This window comes from Janthinobacterium sp. TPC_1, from assembly GCF_056037845.1.
In genome coordinates this window covers 2,640,352-2,665,134 of record NZ_CP195157.1, presented here as the reverse complement: position 1 = coordinate 2,665,134, position 24,783 = coordinate 2,640,352, and the positions used below count along the sequence as shown (strand labels likewise).

10 protein-coding genes and 9 pseudogenes are annotated in these 24,783 nt (G+C 62.8%); 3 read left to right on the top strand and 16 right to left on the bottom strand.

The features are described 5' to 3' along the window. Positions 1-61: 61 nt before the first annotated feature. Positions 62-987, top strand: a pseudogene (locus tag ACQVLG_RS13035) (LysR family transcriptional regulator). On the opposite strand, the gene ACQVLG_RS13030 reads toward ACQVLG_RS13035, so the two are convergent. The 10 genes and pseudogenes from ACQVLG_RS13030 to ACQVLG_RS12985 form a co-directional block, all read right to left on the bottom strand. After that, on the bottom strand, positions 979-1,371 hold the full coding sequence (locus ACQVLG_RS13030) for a hypothetical protein (RefSeq protein WP_474294931.1): 393 nt from the start codon (positions 1,369-1,371) through the stop codon (positions 979-981). The pseudogene ACQVLG_RS13035 and the gene ACQVLG_RS13030 overlap by 9 nt on opposite strands. Positions 1,372-1,427: 56 nt before the next feature. Continuing rightward, entirely contained in the window at positions 1,428-2,768 is a 1,341-nt protein-coding gene (locus ACQVLG_RS13025; protein WP_474294930.1) for a PepSY-associated TM helix domain-containing protein, read from the bottom strand. An 8-nt stretch (positions 2,769-2,776) separates the two neighbouring features. Continuing rightward, on the bottom strand, positions 2,777-4,891 hold the full coding sequence (locus tag ACQVLG_RS13020) for a TonB-dependent receptor family protein (RefSeq protein ID WP_474294928.1): 2,115 nt from the start codon (positions 4,889-4,891) through the stop codon (positions 2,777-2,779). 77 nt (positions 4,892-4,968) lie between these two features. After that, a complete protein-coding gene (locus ACQVLG_RS13015; protein WP_474294926.1) occupies positions 4,969-5,376 on the bottom strand; it encodes a DUF2946 domain-containing protein in 408 nt (135 codons plus the stop codon). 47 nt (positions 5,377-5,423) lie between these two features. Continuing rightward, positions 5,424-6,020 carry a PqiC family protein gene (locus tag ACQVLG_RS13010; RefSeq protein WP_230538778.1) on the bottom strand — a complete coding sequence of 199 codons (597 nt, stop codon included), beginning with the start codon at positions 6,018-6,020 and terminating at the stop codon, positions 5,424-5,426. After that, positions 6,017-7,656, bottom strand: a pseudogene (locus ACQVLG_RS13005) (PqiB family protein). The gene ACQVLG_RS13010 and the pseudogene ACQVLG_RS13005 overlap by 4 nt, the downstream one beginning before the upstream one ends. After that, positions 7,649-8,941, bottom strand: coding sequence for a paraquat-inducible protein A (locus tag ACQVLG_RS13000; RefSeq protein WP_474294923.1), 1,293 nt, complete (start codon positions 8,939-8,941; stop codon positions 7,649-7,651). Before ACQVLG_RS13000 ends, ACQVLG_RS13005 begins: the two are co-directional and overlap by 8 nt. A gap of 129 nt (positions 8,942-9,070) precedes the next feature. Continuing rightward, positions 9,071-10,430: pseudogene (locus tag ACQVLG_RS12995) on the bottom strand (amidase). 63 nt (positions 10,431-10,493) lie between these two features. Continuing rightward, a complete protein-coding gene (locus tag ACQVLG_RS12990) occupies positions 10,494-11,726 on the bottom strand; it encodes a M20/M25/M40 family metallo-hydrolase (protein ID WP_230538782.1) in 1,233 nt (410 codons plus the stop codon). Then, positions 11,723-12,950: pseudogene (locus tag ACQVLG_RS12985) on the bottom strand (urate hydroxylase PuuD). The gene ACQVLG_RS12990 and the pseudogene ACQVLG_RS12985 overlap by 4 nt, the downstream one beginning before the upstream one ends. A 131-nt stretch (positions 12,951-13,081) precedes the next feature. Between ACQVLG_RS12985 and ACQVLG_RS12980 the strand changes: the two are divergent. Together ACQVLG_RS12980 and ACQVLG_RS12975 are read left to right on the top strand one after the other, a co-directional pair. Continuing rightward, positions 13,082-14,019, top strand: a pseudogene (locus tag ACQVLG_RS12980) (LysR substrate-binding domain-containing protein). Between the two features lie 73 nt (positions 14,020-14,092). Then, complete coding sequence (locus ACQVLG_RS12975; protein ID WP_474294921.1) at positions 14,093-15,850, top strand: allantoate amidohydrolase; 1,758 nt, start codon at positions 14,093-14,095, stop codon at positions 15,848-15,850. 212 nt (positions 15,851-16,062) lie between these two features. Here the strand turns inward: ACQVLG_RS12975 and ACQVLG_RS12970 are convergent, their stop codons facing one another. The 6 genes and pseudogenes from ACQVLG_RS12970 to ACQVLG_RS12945 form a co-directional block, all read right to left on the bottom strand. Further along, the gene (locus ACQVLG_RS12970) at positions 16,063-17,037 is read right to left on the bottom strand and encodes a sulfatase-like hydrolase/transferase (protein ID WP_474294919.1); all 975 of its coding nucleotides are present in this window, start codon (positions 17,035-17,037) and stop codon (positions 16,063-16,065) included. An 825-nt stretch (positions 17,038-17,862) separates the two neighbouring features. Continuing rightward, positions 17,863-19,097, bottom strand: a pseudogene (locus ACQVLG_RS12965) (Zn-dependent hydrolase). Between the two features lie 10 nt (positions 19,098-19,107). Then, positions 19,108-20,498, bottom strand: a pseudogene (gene hydA / locus ACQVLG_RS12960) (dihydropyrimidinase). A gap of 17 nt (positions 20,499-20,515) precedes the next feature. Further along, positions 20,516-22,004, bottom strand: a pseudogene (locus tag ACQVLG_RS12955) (NCS1 family nucleobase:cation symporter-1). Between the two features lie 109 nt (positions 22,005-22,113). Then, positions 22,114-23,394 (bottom strand): NAD-dependent dihydropyrimidine dehydrogenase subunit PreA, encoded by a 1,281-nt coding sequence (preA, locus tag ACQVLG_RS12950; protein WP_230538789.1) that lies wholly within the window; start codon positions 23,392-23,394, stop codon positions 22,114-22,116. Further along, positions 23,394-24,762 (bottom strand): annotated as a pseudogene (locus ACQVLG_RS12945) (NAD(P)-dependent oxidoreductase). The gene preA and the pseudogene ACQVLG_RS12945 overlap by 1 nt, the downstream one beginning before the upstream one ends. Between the last annotated feature and the right edge of the window lie 21 nt (positions 24,763-24,783).

Sequence of the window (24,783 nt, the reverse complement as noted above, 5' to 3'; positions counted from 1 at the left end):
CGAATCTCCCCACGTCCAACACACCGAGTTGGTATCAAACCTATACCTGAAAGGTATGAAGATGGAATTACGGCACTTGCGCTACTTCGTTGCGGTCGCAGAGGAAAGGAACTTCACGCGGGCCGCCGCGCGCCTGCACATCGCGCAGCCGCCGCTGAGCCGGCAGATGCAGCAACTGGAAGAAACCTTGGGCGTGGCGCTGATCGAAAAAGGTTCGCGGCCCTTGCGGCTGACGGAAGCGGGCGAGTTTTTCCTCGCCCATGCGCGCCCCCTGCTCGACCAGGTGCGCGACCTGCAGGCGATGACGCAGCGCGTGGGCAAGCTGGAACGCACCCTGTCGATCGGCTTTGTCGCCTCGACCCTGTATGGGGAATTGCCCGACATCGTGCACCGCTTTTGCGAGCGCCATCCCGAGGTCGACGTGACCCTGCATGAAATGACGACGGTGCAGCAGTTGAAGGCCCTGAAGGAAGGCCGCATCGACGTGGGCTTCGGGCGCCTGAAAAGCGAAGACCCCAGCATCCGCGCATCCTGCTGCGCGAAGAGCGGCTCGTGGTGGCCCTGCCGCCCGGTCACAGGCTGGCCAAGGGAGAAGGCGGATTGCGCCTGACTGACCTTGTGCATGAAACCCTGCTCGTGTATCCGAAAGCGCCCCGCCCCAGCTTTGCCGACCAGGTGCTGGCCATGTTCAGCGAAGGCAATGTCACGCCCGGTCCCGTCACGGAAGTGCGCGAGCTGCAGATTTCCATGGGACTGGTGGCGGCCGGCCAGGGCATTTCCATCGTGCCGGAAAGCGTGCAAGCCATGCATCACCGGAACGTCGTGTACCGCAAGCTGGACGACAAGCATGCGTTCTCGCCCATTTTATTCAGCATGCGGCATATGGACCGCTCGCCGGAACTGGAAAACCTTCTCGCCGCCGTGTACTCGATTTACGATGAACACGGCATCGCGCACGTCAAGGAAAGCCTGTCGCCCTCACGCTGACAGCGGCGCGTCGGCCAGCAATGCCGGGCGCAGCGCGCGGATGCGCAGTTCCGTGAAATAGCCGCCCGCCTCGTTGTAGCGCAGGTAGTGGCGGCCGCAGTCCAGGCAGCGGGCCACCTGACTCAGGTTCGCGGGATAGTAGCGCGGCGCGATGGGCGCGTCGACGCTGTCGTAGCGCGTGCCCTGCGGGTGGTATTCGGCGAACGTCGGTTCCTCGTACGGGTCTTCGCGCAGAGTGCCGATTTCTTCAAAGCGGTCCAGCTCCAGCGAGGTGGGAAGACGCTGCCAGGCATCGAGCGGAACGGCGCAGCAGCTGCATTTTTGCGTGACGCCTGCCGACGTGGCGGCCAGCGTGGACAGGGCGGGGAAGTCGATGAATATCATGTTCAGCCAAGGCAAAGGGGCGGCCCTTGGCAACGAGCCTGACCGCGCCCCTTATTTTAGCGCAGCCACATCCGGCCGACACGCGGCCCACATTTTGCCAGCCCCAGTTCCAGCAGCATCAGCATGCAGCCGGAAACGAGCAGCAGCGGCATCAGCGCGCACATGCCGGCCGCCACCAGCCAGGCCAGCGGCGAAGGCGAGGTCCAGGCGCCCGGCAGCAGCTTGGGCAAGCCCAGCGAGCCTGGCAGGCGCCGCTTGAAGAACATCACCCAGCCCGACACCAGCGAAAACAGCACGCTGGCGCCGAACAGCAGCAGCAAGGCCTGGTTCCACCAGCCGAATTCGCCGCGGTGGAACGGGATGCCGATGGCGGTGGCCTTGCCGAACGCCGTCTGCGCGTCCCATCCCGCATAGTACAAAGGCTTGCCGCTGTAGGCATCGAATTGCAGGTCGAAGCGCAGGGTGGGCTGGCTGCGGTCGGCCATGGTGGCGCGCCACACATCGTCCTGGCTGGCCGGCGCCGTCAGCTGCACGGCGATGGCGGGCGCATGGCTGCGCGCCACCCGCCACGCATCCTGCCAGTCGAGCGGAGCGCCCTCCTCGGTCGAGTGCAGGCCGCGCGGCACGGGCGGCGGCGCCTGGCCGCTGACGTCGCGCAGCACGCGGATGCGCGCGCCCGCCTGCTGGCTCCACGTCAGGCCTGTCGTCAGGATCACGACGCTGACGATGCCGAGCGCCACGCCGAGAAAAGCATGCCACTGGCGCCAGCCATTGCGCCCCCGCGCACCCCGCTTCGGCAAGCCCGATTGCGCGCCGCGCGGCCACCACAGCACCACGCCCGTCACCAGCATCACCATCAGCCAGCTGGCCGCCAGCTCGATCATCCAGCGCCAGCCATCGTTTTGCAGCAGGCGCGAATGCAGCTTTTTTGCCCAGTTGCCGAAGCGTTCGCTGCTGGCCAGGCTGCCTAAGACGCGCGCGTCATAGGGATTCACATACACGATGACGGCTTGCGCGGGCAGGCCGAATTTTGGCTTGACCGGTGCGGCATGCCCACCATGGCCCGCATGTTCATCGGGCGCGCCGCCGGGCGGCGCGAACGCCACCTGCACCGCGTCGTCCTGTTGAAACGGCGGCACCACGTGCTGCACCGTCCAGCCGCGCGGCGCCGCCCGTTCCGCTGCCGCCACGGCGGCGTCCAGCGGCAGCATGGACGCTTGCGGCGCCACATGGTCGAGGTGCTGGTACAGCCTTGCCTCGATCTGCGGCGTAAACACATACAAAATGCCCGTCAGGGTGGCCACCAGGGCAAACGGCGAGGCGATCAGCGCGGCCCAGAAGTGGATGCGCCAGTACAGGCTTTTGCGCCGTGCGACAAGAAAGGTTGCGTCGTCCATGGCCATCCTCACATTCCGCCATAGGTATAGGCCAGGCCCAGCATCACGCTGCGCGGCGCACCGGGCGTGTACTGGTTCTGGCTGTTTGGCGCATAGCTGCCCGTGCCCGCATAGCTGCTGCTGGCCGAATCGGCATAGCGCTTATCGGTCACATTGCGCACCTGCGCCCACGCTTCCAGGCCCCGCGCCAGCTGATAGCTGGCACGCAGGTTCAGCAGCGCGTGGCCACCATACTCCACCGTGTTGGCATTGTTCATCCAGTAGCGGCCCTGGTGCACGGCTTCGAGCGCGATACGCGCGCCCGTCACGGGCTTGTAGCCGATCTCGAACGAGGTGATGTCGCGCGGCGCCTGCGGCATGGTGCGGCCACTGTAATCGAGGCTATCGGAGACCTGGTAGCGCAGGTAGCGGTGGCGCGCGATGGCCGTGGCGAAGCGCGCGTCGAACGGGCCGCCGTCGTAGTTCAGGCCCAGCTCCAGGCCTTCGCTGCGCGTGCGTCCCGCATTGCGGTTTTCGCTGTTGCCCGGCGAGAGCGTGTAGCTGACGATGGTGTCGCGCCCATCGAGGCGGTACAGGGCCGTGTCGAGTTTCAAGCGGCCCTGCAAAAAGGCCCAGCGCAAGCCCAGTTCATAGTTGTTGTAGACGGACGGCTGCAAATCGGCGATGCCCGTCTTGCCATACAGCTGGCTCACTTCGGGCGGCGTGAAGCCCTGGCTGACGTTCGCATACGCGCTGCCCGCATGGCCGATGGCGTAGGTGGCGCCCAGCTTCGGACTCACATGCGAAAAACTGCGCGACTCGTCGGGCGCGCCGTAGTTGACGCTGCCGCCGGGCGCCAGATTGTTATGATAGTCGTAGCGGATGGCGTCCGAGCGTCCGCCCAGCACCACGCGCGTGCCCGCCAGCGGAGAAAATTCCCACTGCGCGAAGACGGCCGTGTTCAAAATGTCCGTCTGGTAGTCGCGCACGCCCTGCGGATTGGACGCGTTGGCCAGCGTATAACGCAGATAGCGGCCCGTGGCCGCATCGCGCACGATGGACAGATTGTCGCTCACAAAGGGATTGTCGCTCTTGTCCACGTACACGCCGGCGATCAGGCGCGAAGCCAGCCACGCAAAATTCTGCTGGTGTTTCACGTCCAGCCCCAGCGAATCGACGTGGTTGTTGTTGATGACGCCCTTGCACAACATGCCCACGCAGCTGCCGATGGAATACGCGGGAAGCTGCCCATGGTCGTTCTTGCGCGTAAACACGGTGATGGTGCTCGTGCCATTAGCCGTCGTCGCGCCCTCCCACGCCAGATTCATGCGCGTGGTCTTGTCCTTGCGGTAGGTGAATGTATTGAGACTCTTGCCGGGATTGCTGCGGTAATCGTTCTCGAACAGGCTGCCCGTCATGGCCGCATCGAGATCCGTGTGGACGAGGGTGGCGCGCAGCTGCGAGGTGGGGCCGAGCGCATAGTCGGCGCGCAGCGAGAACGAATCCTTGTCGCCATAGCTGTACTCTTGCCAGTTGTCGCGCGAACGGCGCGAACTGTAATGGGAAAAGCGCAGTCCCAGCGGCCCCCAGGTATCGCTGGCGGAGGTGTCGTAACGGGTGTAGCCGCCCACGCTGTCGCGCCGCACGCCCACCTTGGCCGTCGGCGTGGCGCTGGCGCCGGCCGTCAGGAAATTGACGGCGCCGCCCACGGCATTGCTGCCATACAGCGAGGAAGCGGCGCCCTTCACCACTTCCACGCCGCTCGCCCCCGCCATGTTCATCTCGTTGAGCGAGTTGTGGTTGAAGACGCCCAGCGGGCGGATGGGAATGCCATCTTCCAGGTACTGGTAGACGGCATTCGTGCCGATGGGCTGGCGGATGCTCATGCTGTGCTGCTCGTTGCCCAGGTCATTCCAGTACACGCCGGCGATGCGGTTGAGGATATCGCCCATGGTCCTGGGCTTGTCGCGTTCCAGGGTTTTGGCGTTGACGACGCCGATCGCCTGCGGCGTTTCGGACAGCCACGATTGTGCGCGCGAGCCGGAAACGACGACGGTGTCGATGGCGTGGTCAAGTTGCTGCGCCCGCGCGCAGGGATAGGCCAGGGCGATGGCAGCCGCCAGCACCAATAATGTCTTGTTCATGTGATTCTCGTTTAAGTGTGCGGATGCGGCGCGTCACACCGCAAGGCGGACAGCGCCAGCATTGAAAATGCAAAAACTTAAATGAGACCGGGCGGCGCGCGCGACTGCGCGGTGGACCAGATGAACAGCGGGGATGGGGACTGGTAGTACAGGGCCGGGAAGATGGCCGTGCCGCTGGCCACTAGCAGCGGCAGCACGGGACTGGCCGGCGGCAAGCCGACGGAACCCGCATGCGTGGAACAGAAGGCGCAATGCTCCATCTGCATGGCCTTGCCGCCGGATTTGCCATCGGCAGCGCCGTCATCGGCTGGATCAAGCTGCACAAAACGGATGCCGGCCACCGAGCAGATTTCCGCCCAGCCGGAGCCGGACTCCTGCTTGGCGCTGGCGACGGCCTGGGAAATCGACGGCGCGAGCGCCGCCAGCAGGATCGCGAAACAGGCGATCCAGGCGGCAAAGCGGCGCGTGAACAAGGTCATTCCCATGGCCGCATTTTACCAGCGGCCGCCGGGACTGGGTAGCGGAAAGCGGCTCAGGCGGCCGGGCAGGCGGCGCTGCCGTTGTCAAAAGCGCGCACGACGCTGGCCGCATCGGCGGCGATGCGGTTCACGGCGCGGCGGTGACCGAGCACCAGTTCATCATAGCCGGCGCCCACCTTTTCATTGGCGATCGTGCGGCAAGTGACCACCTTGCCGCTGGCCAGCTGGCGCACGCTCCACACGGCATCGATCAGCGCATACTGGCCCATCACGGACTCGAAACGCTGCACATTGGTGCTGATGCGGTACACGGGCAGATTGTCCGGATGCGGCGTGCGGAACACGTCGATGGCGCCCAGGTCGTTCGTCACGGCCGTCGACAGGGCCTGTCCGATCTCGCCAGCCAGCGGCCCCGCCCAGCGCTGCTGCTCCAGCAATTCGATGCGCCCCGACGGCGCCGTCACGACGAACTGGTTGCGGCTCACCTGCTGCGGCACGCTGACGGCCAGCACCTCGACATAGTATTTCACGGGCTTGGCCGGCTGCGCGTCGGCGCCGCCGCTGAGCGTATAGAAATGCTCGGGCTGGGGCGTGGAGCAGGCGCCCAGCAGGCTGGCCGCCAGCAGCGCGGCAAACATCGGCTTCATCATTTTTTTTCATCTCCTTTTTTACCGCGGATCAGGGACTCGGGATGGCGTTCCAGGTAATCCGACAGGGCATTGAGCGATTGCAGGGTTTGCGTCAGTTGCTGCAAGGCCTGGCGCACGTCCGACTGCAGCGGCGAATCCTTCTGCAGCACCTGTTCGGCCGTGCCAAAGGTCTGCTTCGCCGCCGTCAGGGTGTCGCGCATTTCCGGCACCACCTGGCCGTCGATCTGCTTGAACAACACATTGGCCTGCTTGATCGTGGCGTTCAGGTTATTGCCGATCTCCGCATACGGTACCTGATCGAGCTTGCGGGCGATGCTGGCGATCTGCGTCTGCAATTCATCGAGGGTGTTCGGCACGGTCGGCACTTCCAGCGGATACCTGTTCGGATCGAGCGCCACCTTCGGCGCTTTCGGGAAGAAGTCCAGCGCGATATACAGCTGGCTGGTGAGCAGGTTGCCCGTGCGTAGCTGCGCGCGCAAGCCGCGGCTGACCATGCGTTCGAGCAGCTGGTGGCCGGCCGAGCCTTCCTCATCGTCGACGGCCGCCTTGAAGCGCATGCCCAGGCGGGCCGGGTACAGATTGACGGTGACGGGCATGCGGAAGTTCTTCTTCACGGGGTCGAACTCGATGCCGACCGAGCGCACCTCGCCCAGCACGATGCCGCGGAAATCCACCGTGGCGCCGGGCTGCAAGCCGCGCAGGGACTGGTCGAAATAGAATACGGTGGTGATGGCCTCGCCATCGGGCTCGCGCATGGCGCTCGCCTCGTCGGCCGCCAGGCGGTAATTGGTGCCGGCCGGCGCCGGTTCGACGGGCTTGCGGCCGTTTTCCGCCTCGAAGGCGATGCCGCCCACCAGCATGGCGGCCAGCGATTGCGTATTCAATTTGAAGCCATTGGAATCGAGGCGCACGTCGACGCCGCTGGCATGCCACCAGCGCGCATCCTTGCCGACGAACTGGTCGTACGGCGCGTTCACGAAGACCGACATGGTGATGCCGTGCCATCCTTGTCCAGCGCGAAGCTGACCACCTTGCCCACCCGCAAGCGGTGGAAGAACAGGGGCGAGCCCACGTCGACGGAGCCGAGGCTGTCCGCATGCAGCGTGTACAGCTTGCCCTTCTGGTCACCGGCCACGGCGGGCGGACTCTCCATGCCGATGAAGTTCTCTTTCTTCTGTTCCGACTTGCCCGTGTCGACGCCGATGTAGGCGCCCGACAGCAAGGTGCCCAGCCCCGTCACGCCGCTGGCACCAATTTGCGGGCGCACCACCCAGAAGCGCGAATCGGCGGTGGCGAAGCGGCGCGCTTCCTTGCTCATGTCGATCGTCACGAGGACCTTGCTCAAGTCGTCGCCCAGGGTGATGGCGCGCACCTGGCCGATATCGACGTCCTTGTACTTGACCTTGGTCTTGCCCGGCTCCAGGCCTTCGGCGCTCTTGAAGCTGACCGTCACCGTGGGTCCCTGCTCGAGGATGGACTTGGCGGCCAGGCCGGCGCCGATCAGCGCGGCCAGCAACGGGATGAGCCACACCAGCGACGGCAGCCAGCGGCTGCCCTGTTCCACATCGGGTTCCGGCAACGGGGGGACGCCCTGGCCACCCGTTTCGGCAAGGCCGCCCGCTTCTTTGTCAGACATGCTGTTCTCCAATCACTGTATTGTTTCCGGTATTTGCCACCACCACGGGTTCTTCCTCGCCAGGCACCTGCCCATCGACAGGGTCCCAGATCAGGCGCGGGTCGAACTGCATCGCCGCCAGCATGGTCAGCACCACCACCGCGCCGAAGGCCAGCGCGCCGGGTCCGGCCGTGATCACGGCCAGCGACTTGAAGCGCACCAGCGCCACCGTCAGGGTGACGACAAAGATGTCGAGCATGGACCAGCGGCCGATGAATTCGACCATGCGGTACAGGATGGTGCGCTGGCGCGGCCGCCAGCGCGAACGCCGCTGCGCCGTGAACGCCAGCAGCGCCAGCACGCCCAGTTTCAACATTGGCACGGCCACGCTGGCGATGAAAATGATGATGGCCAGGCCCTTCGAGCCGCTGGTCCAGAACAGCACCACGCCGCTCATGATGGTGTCGTCCTGCGCGCCGAACAGCGATTGCGTCACCATCACGGGCAGCAGGTTGGCGGGAATGTAGAGGATCATGGCGGCGATCAGCAAGGCCCAGGTGCGGTTGATGCTGTCCGGTTTGCGCACGTGCAGGGCCGTGCCGCAGCGCACGCACGCCAGATGCCTGCCCTTGCCCGCAGGCGGCGCCACCAGGCCGCAAGCATGGCAGGGCACCACCTTTTCACCGGGCGCGAAAGCCTTGTAGCGGATGCCGGGCAGCGCTTGGCGGGTCAGGTCGTCGCCCAGGTTCCACAGGGCCTTGGGGTCGAACGAGACGACGATGGCCAGCAGCACGGTGAGCGCGCCAAACGCGAACAGGCCAGGTTGCGGCAGCACCGTAGCCAGGCTGGTCATCTTGACGACGGTGATCAGAATGCCGATCATCAGCACTTCCGTCATGCCCCATTCGCGCGCCGTCTGCACGGCGCGCAGCACGCGGTTGAATCCCGGTACCTTGACGCCGCCGCGCAGCCCCAGCGCCACGTACAGCAGGGAACCGAGTTCGATGGCGGGAAAGAGGATGGTAAACAGGAAAACCATCGTCGCCACGATGTGCATCTGCTCGTACCACAGCACGCGGATGGAGCCGAGCAAGGTGGCGCTGGAAGTGAGGCCATTGACGTCGAGTTCGACGATGGGGAAAAACTGGGCGATCAGGAAGACAAAGGCGGCGCCCAGCGTGAGCGCCACCACCTTGCTCAATTCGGCCGATGCGCCGCGCACGTGGGCGCCGCGGTACAGCACCGAGCGGCAACGGATGCAGCGCGCCTTTTCGCGGGGACGCAGCGGACGTTTGCGGTACAGCACGCCGCAGTCATGACAGCTAATCAGGTCGTATCGGTGCACAGTGTGAAGTTTGCCGGCGCGGGGAAGCGCGACTATCCCATGTCAATGCCAGCCATCATGACAGAATTGGCATCTTCCTGCACTATGGCACTATTCTTTTCCGCTCCCTCGTAGCAACGCCTCCACGGCGCGGCCGATTTGCAGCACCGTATCGTCGGCGCCGGCCAGGCCGCAGATGCCCAGCCCCACGGGCAGCTCGCCGTCGGCATGGCAAGGCAGCGACAGCGCGCAGCCATCGAGGAAGTTGATCACGCTGGCGTTGCGCAGCACCAGGCCGTTCGTGGCAAAGAAGGTGGCGTCGTCCGCTTCCAGCGGCGCGACTTCCGGCGCAAGGATAGCCACGCTGGGCATCAGCCAGGCGTCGAACGGCGCCAGACGCTGCTGCGCGATGGCGATCAGGCGCGCACGCGCGTCGAGCACGTCGATATAGTCCGCTGCGCCCTGCTGCTGGCCGCGGCGGATGCGCGCCGCCACGCGCTGGTCGTACTGTGCGCCCTTCTCTTCCAGTAACGCCCTGTGCCAGTGCCAGGCTTCCGCTGCCCAGGCCGCCGCCGCCATTGATACCGGGCAGTTCCAGCAATTCGGGAAAATCGAACCGTTCCACCAGGGCGCCGGCTTGCCGCAGCTTATCCAGCGCGGCGTCGAAAGCCCGCTGCACCTGCGGCTCCACGTGCGTGCCGACGTAGTCAAGGGTAAAGCCGAAGCGCAAGCCCTTTAATGCCGATACGCCGTCGGCGACCTCCTTGCCAGACAAGGCAGCGTACAGGATGGCGCAGCAATCGACACTGTGCGCGATGGGCCCTGCCGAATCGAGGGAGCGCGACAAGGGCACGGCGCCGGCCAGCGACACGGAAGCGGCCGTCGGCTTGAAGCCCGTCAAGCCGCAAAAGGCGGACGGAATGCGGATCGAGCCGCCCGTATCCGTGCCCAGCGCTCCGGCCGCCATGTCCAGCGCCACCGTCACGGCGCCGCCCGAGGTGGAGCCGCCCGCCACGCACGCGCCGTCGTGCGGGTTGCGCGGCGTGCCGTAATGGGGATTCAAGCCCAGACCGGAAAACGCGAATTCGCTCATGTTGGTGCGCCCCAGCAGAACGGCGCCGGCCGCGCGCAGGCGCGCCACGGCACCAGCATCCACATCGGCGGGCGGCCCGCCGGCCAGCGCCAGCGAGGCGGCGCTGCTGACCTGCCCCTTGACGTCGAACAGGTCCTTGATCGAAACGGGGATGCCGGCCAGCGGCGAAGGCACCCAGCCGGCGGCGCGCGCCGCATCGCTGGCGCGGGCCTCGGCCAACGCCTGTTCGCCATCGAGGCTGACATACGCAAAGCCGCCCTGCGCCCGGTGCGCCTCGGCGCGTGCCAGCATCTGCTGTGTCAGTGCCACGCTGGTGATGCGGCCGGCGACCAGGTCGGCCGCCAGTTCCCTTATCGTCTTCTTGCCAATCACATCCATGCTGCCTCCCCGATTTCCCAGGCATGCATCTTACCGGATGCCAGCGGCATGGTCGCCGCCCAGTCAGGCGGCCAGGAAGTCGAGCAGGGTCAGGGCGACGATCTTGCTGGCCTTGCGCAAATCATCGAGCGCCAGCCGCTCGTCGGCCTTCTTCGCATTCGATTCGGGCACCGTGCGCGGGCCGGCGCCATACAGCACGGCGGGGATGCCCCGCTCGCCATACAGGCGCGCATCCGCATACAGGGGGGTGCCGACGGCGGGAATCGTTTCGCCAAGGATGGCTTGCGCGTTCTTTTGCAAGCTGCCGACCAGTTGCTCCGAACCGGGCAAGGGCCGCAGCGCGTGCGACAGCAGCAGGCGGCGGATCTCGACGCGGATGCCCGGCTCGCCGCGCACCGCGTCTTCGATCAGCGCGCGCACCTGCGCTTCCACCGCCACCGGATCTTCCTCGGGAATCATGCGGCGGTCCATCTTCATGACGACCTTGCCCGGCACCACATTCGTATTCGTGCCGCCATCGATGCGGCCCACCAGCATGGTGGGCGAGTCGATGCCGGCCACTTTCGATTTGATCTTTTTCAGCTCCGGCAGCTGGCCATAGATGGCGTTCAGGATCTTGTTAGCCGCCTGTAGCGCATCGTGGCCCGTTTCCGGCATCGAGCCGTGGCCCGACTTGCCGTGCACGGTGATTTCCAGCTGCAGGCAGGCGTTGTGCGCCGTGACGATGCCGTAGCTGAAACCGGCGGCGATGACGAAATCGGGCTTCGTCAATTGCTGTTCCAGCAGCCAGCCCGGCCCCAGCAAGCCGCCGAATTCCTCGTCGTACGTGAAGTGCAGCTCGAGCTGGCCCTTCAATGGAATGCCCAACGCTTCGAGGGCGCGCGCGGCAAACACATAGGTGGCGAAATCGCCTTTCGACACGGCCGTCGCGCGGCCATAGATATAGCCGCCGTCGATCTGGCCGCCATATGGCGGATACGTCCAGTTGTCGCCGGGCGGCACCACGTCGCCATGCGCATTCAGGGCCACCGTCGGCCCGCCTGCCGCATATGGGCGGCGCACGATCAGGTTGGTGATGCTCTGCATGCCGTAGGCTGCCACCTGATCGGCCGGCACGGCGTGCTTTTCCGCGTTCCAGCCATACGCCTGCAGCAGCTGCGCCACCAGCTCCGCATGCGGCGCGTTATTGCCGGGCGGCGTATCCGTCGGCTGCTGCACCACCTGCTGTAAAAAGGCGATCTCCTCGTCGAAGTGGTCGTCGATCCAGGCCGTGATTTTTTCCGCGTGCGTAGTCATTTTGCTCCTTGCATGGTCTGTTGCAGCCACGCGCCCAGTTCGCTGCGCTCGGCCTCCGTCATATTCGTCAGGTTCCCGATCGGCATGGCCTTCAATTCGATGGCCTGCTTGTAGATTTGCGCCGCGTGCTGGCGGATTTCTATTTCATTATCCAGCATCATGCCGGCCGGCGCCGTGGCGAAACCGGCTTGCGTCGGGTGCGCCGAATGGCAGGTGGCGCAGCGCTGGGCGATGATGGCATGCACGGCCACGAACTGGGCGGCGGGGTCCGCCACGGGCGCGCTGGCCACGGCGCCTTCGGCGCGCGATGGCCACGGCCACGCCCACCAGCAAGGCCACGCCAAGGGCCGGATAGCGCCACTCGACTCTTCCCTTGTGGCGCAGGTTGAAGAAATGTCGGATGAAGACGCCGGCCGCCATGATCAGCGCCAGCACCAGCCACGCGTGGTCGTTACGGTAAGTCATCGCGTAGTGGTTGCTGATCATGATGAACAGCACAGGCAACGTAAAATAATTGTTATGCACGCTGCGCTGCTTGGCCTTCATGCCGTGCCTGGGATCGGGCAGCTTGCCGGCGGCCATGGCTTCGACCATTTTGCGCTGGCCGGGAATGATCAGCATCAGCACATTGGCCACCATGATGGTACCGATCATGGCGCCCACGTGGATATAGGCGGCGCGCCCGCTGAGCAGATGCGTGAGCACATAGGCGGCGCCGACGATCAGCGCGAACACCGTCACGCCGAACCACAGTTCATATTGCGCCAGCTTCGAGCGGCACAGCAGGTCGTACACGGTCCAGCCGATGACGAGGGTGGCGATGCCGATGCCGACGGCCTGGCCGCTGGAGATATCGGCCACGGCCTTGTCGATCATCATGGCCTGCGCATTGAAGTAGTAGGCAATCGTCAAGAGCGCAAAGCCGGACAGCCAGGTGGAATACGCTTCCCACTTGAACCAGTGCAGCTCCTTCGGCAGTTCGGCGGGCGCCAGCAGGTATTTTTGCGGGTTGTAGAAACCGCCGCCATGCACGGCCCACAATTCTCCCGACACGCCCTTCTTCGCCAGCTCGGAGCCGGGCGCGGGCGGGCGGATCGAGTTGTCGAGCCAGACGAAATAAAAGGAAGCACCGATCCAGGCGATGCCCGTGATGACGTGCAGCCAGCGGACGATCAGGTTCAGCCACTCCAGGCCGTACGGAATCAGATAGGCAAATACTTCCATAAATTTCCTCTAGTCAGACCGAACCCATATTCGTGCCAATCTACACAAGATAAACGGATTTACCGCCCATCACATGAAAAATATCGTATATTTGACATATTCAAATCGATATACAACAGAGGCGCCGCCACATGTCCAGCCTGCCGCAACACCTCGACCTGCACCTGATCCGCATCCTTTACCTGCTGCTGGTGGAAAAGAATGTCTCGCGCGTGGCGCTGAAACTCAATCAGCCGCAGCCCTCGATTTCCGCCTCCCTGCGCAAACTGCGCGAATTGACGGGCGACCCGCTGCTCGTGCGCGGCGCGCGCGGCATGGTGCCCACGCAGCATGGCGAAAGCCTGCTCAATCCGGCCAAGCGCATCCTCGACCAGACGGAAAGCCTGTTTATCAAGAAGACGCCGTTCGTGGCGCAGGAGGAGGCGCGCACCTTCCATATCGCTGCGCCCGACTACCTGGACAGCCAGTTCCTGCCCAATGTGGTGGCCCTGCTGCGCCGCGGTTCGCCGAAAAGCCGCGTTGTGCTGCATAGCCTGGGACCGGGCATCGATCATATCCGGCAATTGTCGACGGGGGCCTGGACCTGGTCATCGCCAACTGGGACGAGCCGCCCGCGCACCTGCACATCTCGAAGTTGTTCGAAGATCCCATCGTCTGCGCCATGCATGCGGAAAACGCCTATGCGCGGCGCACGGCCAGCGACGCCATGACGCTCGATGACTATCTGAGCCTGCCGCACGTGGCGCCGTCGCAGATGATGCCCGGCTACCACGGCGTGATCGATTCCTTCCTCGAACGGCAAAACCTGCAGCGCAACGTGGTGGTGGAATCGGCGTATTTCGGCCTGATCCCCTACATGCTGACGCAGACGGACCTGGTGCTCACCACGGGCCGCCAGTTCATGCGCTTCTATGAAAAGACCCTGCCGCTGAAAACGTATACCGTGCCCTTGAAATTCCCGCCCATGCGCTTTTACCAGCTGTGGCACCAGCGCGTGCACCAGGCGCCCGAACACAAATGGCTGCGCGACCAGGTCAGCGCAGCAGCCAAGGCGCTGGTGCAGCGATAGCCGCTATCAGCGCGCGCATATAATGGAGGCAGGAACGGGGCGCTATCATCACCGCTTGCATGATCGGAAAACCATGACCACCCTTTCAGACCTGAACGCCGGCAGCCAGGCCGATTTTATCGCACACCTGCATGGCATCTACGAACACTCGCCATGGATCGCCCAGCGCGCGGCCGCCGCCCGGCCGTTTGCCAGCCTGACGGCCCTCAAGACGGAGCTGCAGCGCGTGCTGGCGCAAGCCTCGCCCGAAGAGCAGCTGGGACTGATACGCGCCCACCCGGAACTGGCCGGCAAGGCCGCCATCGCCGGGCAGCTGACGGCGGAATCGACGCGCGAACAGGCCAAGTCCGGCCTGAACCTGTGCAGCCCCGAGGAATTTGCCACCCTGCAGCGCCTCAACAGCGAATACAACGCCAAGTTCGGCTTTCCCTTCATCCTGGCCGTCAAGGGTCCGACGGGCGAGGGCCTGACGCGCCAGGACATCATCGCCACGTTTGCGCGGCGCCTGAAAAACCGGCGCGCCGATGAACTGGCCGAATCGCTGCGGCAGATCAAACGCATCGCCGAACTGCGCCTGAACGACCTGTTCGACGTGCGCCTGGACTTCGGCCCGGCCATCATGCAGCAGGCGGAAACGCTGGCCGGCTGGAGCGACAGCGATTACAACCTGACCTGCGCTTACCTGACGCCGGCGCACCGCAAAACGGCCGCGCAGCTGGCCGACTGGATGCGGGACGCGGGCATGCAGGTGCACATCGACGCCGTCGGCAATGTCGTCGGACGCTACCTGTCCGACGCGCAGGGCGCGAAGACCCTGATGACGGGATCGCACTACGACACCGTGCGCAACGGCGGCAAGTACGATGGCCGGCTGGGCATCGTACTGCCGATCGCCGTCGTGCGCCACCTGCATGAGCGGGGCGAAAGGCTGCCGTTTCATTTCGAGGTCGTCGCTTTCGCGGAAGAGGAAGGCGTGCGCTTCAAGAGCACGTTTTTGGGCAGCACGGCCGTGACGGGCAAGTTCGACGTGTCGCTGCTGGAGCAGTTGGATGCGGACGGCGTGAGCATGCGCGACGCGCTGGCCGCCGCCGGCCACGAAGCGAGCGCCATCGGCGCCATCGCGCGCAACCCCGCCGACTTGCTCGGCTATGTGGAAGTGCACATCGAACAGGGTCCCGTGCTGCTCGAGCGCGACCTGCCGCTGGGCATTGTCACGGCGATCGCCGGCAGCTCGCGCTACCTGGTCAGTCTTGGGGGCGTGGCCAGCCATGCGGGCACCACGCCCATGACCATGCGCAAGGATGCGGCCAGCGCGGCCGCGGAAATCATTCTGCTGGTGGAACGGCGCTGCAGCCAGGGCGAAGCGCTGGTAGGCACCGTGGGCCAGCTGCAGGTGCCCAACGGCTCCGTCAACGTGATCGCCGGCGCCTGCACCCTGTCGCTCGATATCCGCGCGGCCAGCGATAGCGTGCGCCAGGCTGCCGTCGACGATATTTTGGATGGCATCGCCGCCATCTGCGCGCGGCGCCAGATCGACTACCAGCTGGAACTGCTGCTGTCGGCGCGCGCGGCGCCATGCGCGCCGTGGCTGATGGCACAGCTGGCGCAAGCCGTGGCATCCGTCGGCATCGCACCGTACGCGCTGCTGTCGGGCGCCGGCCACGATGCCATGGCCATGGCCGCCATCAGCGACGTGGCCATGCTGTTTACCCGCTGCGGCAATGGCGGCATCAGCCACAACCCGCTGGAAACCATGACGGCCGACGACGCCGACATCGCGGCGCGCGCGCTGCTGGCGTTTTTGCGCAACTTCCAGAAGAAACACACGTAACAGGAAGAGAGTGGTGGAACCCGGACAGGCGCCGCGCCAGGGATGCGGCCGGGAAGGCAGCCAGGCCGGTACATGCTGGTATAAGGCGTACGTTGTGCAGCAGCAACGAACTACTAAGGCAGCCACCTCGATCCACGGAAAGATGCGTGCTTGGCTGGAACCGGGTCCGTGCAAACCACCACATTATGATACTTTTCACAGGCTGAAACATGCTATGGCTGGCAGTGAAAAGACATCCGTATATATGGAACCATGCCTTCGGAGAGTTGCCCGCTATTTACGGCAGACGGCGGCTGATGATCACCAACCACATAAGCTTCGGTACAGCCTAGCTCAGCACTGGCACTTAATGTATCGACCAAAAATCCAATCGCATTGCGTGCTACCAACTGTGAATCACCAATCTTCTCCATATCTTGGAAATATTGGACAGATGCATCGGGCATGCCCGATGCAATGGGTTCATGGCTGGACAACGAAAGCATGTACAAAAAAGCCTTGTCTTGCTGGCGTATCAAATCCACACCAAAATTAATCATATCTTCGTCACAAACACCACGAAATGGCCCCGGACAAGTTCTCAGCTTACTCAGCTCAGGCTGGAAATATGCGTGCTCGATGCCCAGGCTTTTCCAGACGGAATCGCGGGCATAAAACATTTTTTGATACCCATGTACGCCAAAAACCTCATACCCTTTAGTTTTCATGTAGGCAGGAGCACAAGCATCAGCCATTGCTGAGAAATTGGTACTTGCATCAAACTGAATGTATTCGGAACACAACTCACGAATCTCGCCTTGCATCGTCGAACCATGATAATCAGTAAATCCAGTCTTCAGCACTTTCACGCCGCGACTCTTCAGCTTCTTTTCGACGGCCACCAACGAACCATGGCTTTCTCCCCATGACTCCACGATCATCAAAACCATTTTTGCGGGCATTGAACTTTCACTTTTCACATGATTCAAAAAGGTCGGTTCGCTGGTTTTCCCCAAAGAATTCTGTTTATTTAAAAAACTATCACTGATCAGCGTTTTAATTGCAAACGGTGACGGTGTGACAATTCTATTGCGGATTTCACTTACGCCAACATCCAGCACCAGCAGTACACCTTTTAGCGATATCAGGAAAATACCAATAAAAAATACAATGCGCCTGAATCCCAACGAAGTTTTTCCGATAAACATCGGAAGACAGGAAGAAAAACATTATCAAAAAAAACAAGAAACAGATTATTAATATCGGCGCTGGAGAATTCCCCAAAACAGTGAACAAGTAAAATTCATATGAACTGGGTCGAATATTCCAATTTGACAATATGGAAACCAAGAAGATGAAAATCCATAAAAACTTAATTAAAAAGGAAACCCATCCCTTGAAACGTTTTTCCATATACGGAAAAAACAATGGCTCGATGCAGATATATATACGACCAAATGCAAAGCTCCAGATTAAGCTGGGCAATAACATCCATAAAAAACAGCGCACATATGTGAATTTTTCAGAATAATTTAAAAATAGCGGTTTTTCTTGTAGCGTAAAAATTGAACTCATGGGTAAGCAATACTAAAGATGGCATCTTGTCATAGCAAGAAAGACACAGGAAAGCCATGACATTGGCTCGGTGATTTTTAATTATTTTTTTGGGCAACAATTGTAACATGCTTGTCATAATTGGTTCCTCACCATACCCGGAACAGAAAAATACGCATAGTGAAAATTTAAAAACATCGTTTTTTGAACTGCAATTTTCTCATGATTTCTTGACACTCTGACTGCATGTCAAGTGATAGATGAAGGAAAGACAGATACAAAAAACCTGACGCGAAAGTCGACGGATGGATGCAAGATACGCTCTCGCAACACTTGGCATCGAGACGAAATATCTGCTGTCAGGTGCGAGAAAAGTGGCAGGGATTTGGGACGTCTTACGCGGCGAGGCAGCTGGGCAGCTGATGTCCGCCAGAGACCTGGAAGCAGGCGGCAAGCGGGCCGCCTGGTGATTTTTTTGGCTACACGGCCACGGCCCGCTCCAGCATCGCGTGCAGCAGCACGTTGCAGCCCGCTTCCAGGTGCTCGGGCTTGGCGTCCTCGATTTCATTGTGGCTGATGCCGTCCTTGCACGGCACGAAGATCATGCCGGCCGGCGCCAGCCGGGCCGCGTAGATGGCGTCGTGGCCGGCGCCTGACACCACGTCCATCACGGAGTAACCGAGTTTTTCAGTCGCATTGCGCACGGCGCCCACGCAGTCGGGGTGGAACGGACATGGCGGGTAATAGGACACCCTTTCCAGTGAAATGCCCAAGCCTGTTTTTTCGCGCGTGGCGTCGATGAAGGCCGTGATCTCGCCATGCATGGTGTTGAGCAGTTCATCGTTCACGTTGCGCAGGTCGATGCTGAACTTGACCTCGCCGGGGATCACGTTGCGGCTGTTCGGAAAGACCTGCACCATGCCCACCGTGCCGCGCCCATACGGCGGGTAGCGGTTGGCAATCGCCACCACCTCCTGCATGATGGTGGTGGCCACCTGCAGCGCATCCTTGCGCAGGCCCATGGGCGTGGGCCCCGCATGCGCTTCCATGCCCGTCACCACGCAGTCGTACCACGACAGGCCCATCACGGCCGGCACCACGCCGATGATTTTATCGGCGTCTTCCAGCACGGCCCTTGTTCGATATGCGTCTCGAAATACGCACTGATGGGATGGTCGCCCGGCACCTGGTCTCCACGATAGCCGATGCGCGCCAGCTCCTCGCCCACCGTTTTACCTTCCGTGTCTTTCGCCGCGTACGCGGTTTCGAGCGAAAAGGCGCCGCAAAACACGCCGGAGCCCATCATCACGGGTACGAAACGCGAGCCTTCCTCGTTGGTCCAGAACGCCACCTCGATGGGCGATCGCGTCTTGATATTGAGGTCATTCAGGGTGCGCACCACTTCCAGGCCCGCCAGCACGCCGTAATTGCCATCGAACTTGCCGCCCGTGGGCTGGGTGTCGATGTGGCTGCCCGTCATCACGGGCGGCAAGGTATTGTCGGTGCCGTCGCGGCGCATGAAGACATTGCCGATCTGGTCGATGGTAATGCTCATGCCCGCCTCGCGACCCCAGCGCACCACCAGGTCGCGCCCCTGTTTGTCGAGGTCCGTCAGGGCCAGGCGCTTGACGCCGCCCTTCACTGTCGCGCCGATCTGCGCCAGTTCCATCAGGGCTGCCCACAGGCGCTCACCATTGATACGTAATTCATCCATCGTCAACTCCTTATGCGGTCGTGGCGGCAAACGCGGGACGCTCGATATAGCGCCCCGCCCCTTCGACGGCCATCAGTTCGCCCTGGTGGAACACCACCTTGCCGGCGGCAATCGTGGTGCGGGGAGTGCCGCGCACGGTGCGCCCTTCGAAGACGTTGAAGCCCCCTTTGGCGAACTGCGTGGCGGCGGAAATGGTGCGCGTGCCTTGCGGGTCCCACAGCACGATATCGGCATCGCTGCCTGCGGCGATGACGCCCTTGCGTGGATACATATTGAAGATCTGCGCCGCATTGGTGGACGACACCTTGACGAATTCGGAGGGGGTGAGCATGCCCGAATTGACGCCAGCATCCCACACGACGGCCATGCGTTCTTCCACGCCGCCGCAGCCGTTCGGGATGCGCGTGAAGTCCTGTTTGCCAGCCGCCTTCTGCTCGGCGCAGAAGGTGCAGTGGTCGGTGGCCGTCGTGTGCAGGTTGCCGCTTTGCAGGCCGTGCCACAGTGCCGATTGATGGTGCTTGCCGCGGAACGGCGGGCTCATGACGTGGCCCGCCACGTAGTCGAAATCGTCGCTCTGGTAGACGCTGTCGTCGATCACCAGGTGGCCCGCCAGCGCTTCGCCATACACGCGCTGGCCGTTGGCGCGCGCCCGCGTGATGGCGTCAAGCGACTCGGCGCACGAGACGTGCACGATGTACACGGGGGTATTCAAGACATTGGCGATGGCGATGGCGCGGTTGGCCGCCTCGGCTTCCACGGCCGGTGGCCGCGACAGCGGATGCGCCTGCGGCCCCGTGATGCCTTTTTTGAGCAAGGCTTGCTGCAATTGAAAAACCAGCTCGCCGTTTTCCGCATGCACGGTGGGCAGCGCTCCCAGTTCCAGCGAGCGGGTAAAGCTTTTCACCAGCGTTTCATCATCGCCATGATGGCGTTTTTATAGGCCATGAAGTGCTTGAAGCTGTTCATGCCATGCTCGCGCACCAGCACTCCCATCTCTTCATGTACCTGCTCGCTCCACCAGGTGATCGCCACGTGGAAGGTATAGTCGCCGGCCGCCTTGGCCGACCACGCGCGCCACTGGTGATACGCCTCGATCAGCGACTGCTTCGGGGCGGGAATAACGAAGTCCATGATGGTGGTGGTGCCGCCGGCCAGTCCCGCCGCCGTGCCCGTGAAAAAATCGTCGGACGTCACCGTGCCCATGAAGGGCAAATTCATGTGCGTGTGGGTGTCTATCCCGCCCGGCATCACGTACAGGCCGCCCGCGTCGATCACGGTGGCGCCAGCCGGCACGGGCAGGTTCTCGCCGACGGCGACGATCACGTCGCCCTCGATCAGCACATCGGCGCGAAACGCGCGGTCGGCGTTGACGACGGTACCGCCACGTATCAGTGTAGTCATCTTCTCTCCTTGAGTGATTACGACTGCGGCGCCTGCTGCACGTGCGCCACCACCTTGCCCTTCATCATGACGCCATACACGACGGCGGCGATGGCCACGCCCACGAACCAGGCGTAGGTGTAAATGGTTTTAAAGCCTTCTCCCACGCCGGGAAACGCCGTGGGAAAGGCCGCGTTCAGAAAGCCCGGGATATTCGGCAGCACGGCGATAATGAAGGCGATCAGCGCCGCCATGTTCCAGCCACTGCCATACGAATAGATGCCATCGTCGCGATACAGCTGTTTGACGTCGAGTTGCGTCTTGCGCACAAAATAATAGTCGACGATGAGAATGCCGGCGATGGGACCCAGCAGGGCCGAATAACCGATCAACCACGTGAAGATATAGCCCTGCGTCGACTCGAGCACCTTCCACGGCATCATGACGATGGCGATGAAGGCCGTGATGTAGCCGCCCATCTTGTACGAAATCTGCTTGGGCGCCAGTGCGGAAAAGTCATACGCAGGCCCCACCAGGTTTGTTGGCCGCCAGGTTGACGCTGACGGTGTCGATCAGGAGGATGATCAGGGCGATCAGCACGGCGGCGCCCGTCATGCGGCTGGCCAGGTCGACGGGGTCCCAGATGGCCTTGCCGTACATGACGACCGAACCGGCGGTAACGATCACGGCCAGCATGGCCAGCAAACCCATGGGCACGGGCAAGCCGACCGACTGGCCCACGATCTGGTCGCGCTGCGTCTTCGCGAAGCGCGTAAAGTCGGGAATGTTCAAGGCCAGGGTGGCCCAGAAACCCACCATGGCCGTCAACGATGGCCAGAAGACGCTCCAGAACTGGCCCGCCTTTTTGCCGCCGGGGATGAATTGCGATGGCTGGTCCAGCAGGTTGGCCACGCCGCCGGCCTTGCTGTGCACCCAGTACAGCAGCACGAAGCAGATGAGGATTTTCAGCGGCGCCGTGTAGGTTTCGAGTTTACGGATCGATTCCATGCCGTGCAGGATGTAATAGAACTGGATGGCCCAGAAAGCCAGGAAGCACAGCAGCTGGCTGCCATTGATGCCCAGGCCCGCGATCTTCTCGCCGCCCAGTTCATGCCCCATTAATACACCCATCAAGGTGTAGATCATCTGGCCGCCGAACCAGGTCTGGATGCCGTACCAGCCGCAGGCAACGATGGCGCGCATCAGGGCCGGCAGACGCGCCCCCGCCGTGCCGAACGAGGCGCGCGCCAGCACGGCATACGGGATGCCGTACTTGGTGCCCGCATGGCCGATCAGGAGCATCGGCAGGAGCACGATGGCGTTGGCGAGAAATACCGTGAGCACGGCCTGGTAGCCGGACATACCGCTGTCGATCAGGCTGGCCGACAGGGTGTAGGCGGGAATGCACATCACCATGCCGACCCACAGCGCGGCAAAGTGATACCAGCGCCAGGTGCGCTGCGCCGCCGTGGTGGGCGCCAGGTCTTCATTCCAGAGTTGCGTATTGCCTGAATAGTCGTGGTTCACAGGGTTGCTCCATCGGTTGGGAGGTTGGGCGTTTTAAAAACGGCTGCGGCCTAGCTTACTGCAAAGTTGGGCAACTGTTTATAAAATATACGTACGCAAAAAACGTGCCCTATGCCGATTCCGCCAATGCCCGTGGATTCCTGGGATCCTGCGTCCAGTTCATGTACGGCTTGCCCGTCGCCTGCGGCACCATCGTGATGCAGCCCTGCACCGGACAGGTGATTTCGCACAGGTTGCAGCCCACGCATTCCTCCTTGATCACCTCATATGTGCGCGTACCGGCCGCGTCGATCAGTTGCGCAATCGACTGGTGCGAGGTGTCTTCGCAAGCCACGTAGCACTTGCCGCACTTGATGCAGTCGTCCTGGTTGATCTGCGCGATTACCTGGTAATTCATGTCCAGGTATTTCCAGTCCGTCGTGTTGGCCACGGCCTTGCCGGAAAAATCGCTGATGCGTGCATAGCCCTTCTCATCCATCCAGCGCGACAAGCCATCCTTCATCTCGTCGACGATGCGGAAACCATGCAGCATGGCGGCCGTGCACACCTGCACGCAGCCGGCGCCCAGGGCGAGGAATTCGGCCGCATCGCGCCAGTTGCCGATGCCGCCGATGCCGGAAATGGGCAAGCCCCGCGTCTGCGGATCGCGCGCGATTTCCGCCACCATGTTCAGGGCGATCGGTTTCACGGCAGACCCGCAATAGCCGCCGTGCGTGCTGGCTCCGCCGACAATCGGCAAGGCCACCATGCGGTCCAGGTCCAGCGAGGTGATGGAATTGATGGTGTTGATCAGCGAGACGGCGTCCGCGCCGCCCGCCTTGGCCGCGCGCGCCGGCATGCGTACGTCCGTGATGTTGGGCGTGAGCTTGACGATGACGGGTAATTTGCTGTGCTTCTTGCACCAGGCGGTGACCATCTGCACGTACTCGGGCACCTGCCCCACGGCTGCGCCCATGCCCCGCTCCGGCATGCCGTGCGGGCAGCCGAAATTGAGTTCGATGCCGTCCGCTCCCGTCGCCTCGACCTTGGGCAGGATATCGGCCCAGTAGTGCTCTTCGCAGGGCAGCATCAGAGAGACGATCATGGCGCGGTCGGGCCAGTCCTTTTTCACCTGCGTGATTTCGCGCAGGTTGATCTCCAGCGAACGGTCGGTAATGAGTTCAATGTTATTGAAACCCACCACTTCGCGGTTCTTGCCGTACAAGGCGGAATAACGCGACGAGACGTTGACGGCGGCCGGGTCTTCGCCAAGCGTCTTCCACACGACGCCGCCCCACCCGGCCTCGAAGGCGCGCACCACGTTGTAGGCCTTGTCGGTCGGTGGCGCGGACGCCAGCCAGAAGGGATTCGGCGCCTTGATACCGCAAAATTCGATGCTGAGATCAGCCATTATGCAGCCTCCACTTTATTCAACAAATCGGAATGGATGGCCAATGAGGCCAGCTTGCCATGCTGGACGGCCTGCACCGTCAAATCCTGCCCCGGCGCCACGCAGTCGCCGCCCGCATAAATCCCCGGCAGCACCGTGCGAAAACCCGCGTCGACGGCGATCTTGTCGCCCGCGCGCTGCAGCAAGGATGCCATCGGGTCATCCAGCACCTGCGTATCGAGGCTCTGGCCGATGGCCTTGAAGATGGCATCGGCCGCCACGTCGAACGTTTCGCCAGTGCCCGCCAGGCGCGTGCCCTGCATGCGCGTTTTCTCGAAACGCATGCCGGCCACATGGCCAGCCGCATCGAGCAACACCTGCCGCGGCTGGGCCCACGTCAGCATGCGCACCTGGTTGGCCTTGGCGATATCCTGCTCATGGTGGGTGGCCGTCATGGCGTCGAAGCCGCGCCGGTAGACCAGGGTGACGTCCTCGGCGCCTAGCCTTTGAATCTGCACGGCCATATCGATGGCCGTATTGCCAGCGCCAATCACAAGCGCGCGCTTCGGCACGGGCAGCGCGGCCAGGTCGTCCGCCTGGCGCAGCGCGCTGATATAGTCGACGGCGGCCAGCAAGCCCGGTGCCTCCTCGCCCGTCAAGTCCAGTTTGCGGCTGGCGCCCAGGCCCAGGCCGAGGAAGACGGCGTCATACTGCGCGTGCAGGTCGCGCAGCTGCACGTTTTCGCCCAGTGTCTGGCGACATCGGATGTCAATGCCGCCGATGTCCAGCAGGAAGTCGATTTCCTTTTGCGCGAAATCGTCCGTCAGCTTGTACTTGGCGATGCCGTATTCATTCAGGCCGCCCGCCTTGCCTTCCTTTTCAAAGATCACCACGTCGTGGCCCAGCATGGCCAGGCGGTGCGCGCACGACAGTCCCGCCGGGCCCGCGCCGACGATGGCGATGGTCTTGCCCGTGCTTGCCGCCCGCTGGAACGGGTGCGCCGTAAAATGCATGTGGTCGACGGCGTAGCGCTGCAGCAGGCCGATCTTGACGGGCTGGCCTTCGGCATCGTGGTTGCGCACGCAGACGTCTTCGCACAGTATCTCCGTCGGGCAGACGCGCGCGCAGCTGCCGCCCAGGGATGTTCTGTTTCAGGATACCGGCGGCGGCGCCGTTGATGTTCTTGTCGTGGATGTTGCGGATGAAGCTGGCCACGTCGATTTCCGACGGACAGATGCGGCTGCACGGCGCGTCGTAGCAATACAGGCAGCGGGCGCTTTCGATGGCGGCCTGGCGCGCCGTCAGGGGCGGCGCCAGGTCCGTGAAATGGCCCGCCAATTCCTCATTGGGCAAGACGGGATGCGGCAAATAGCTCAAGGACTCGATCATCGCGGTTTCCTTTTTTTGTGC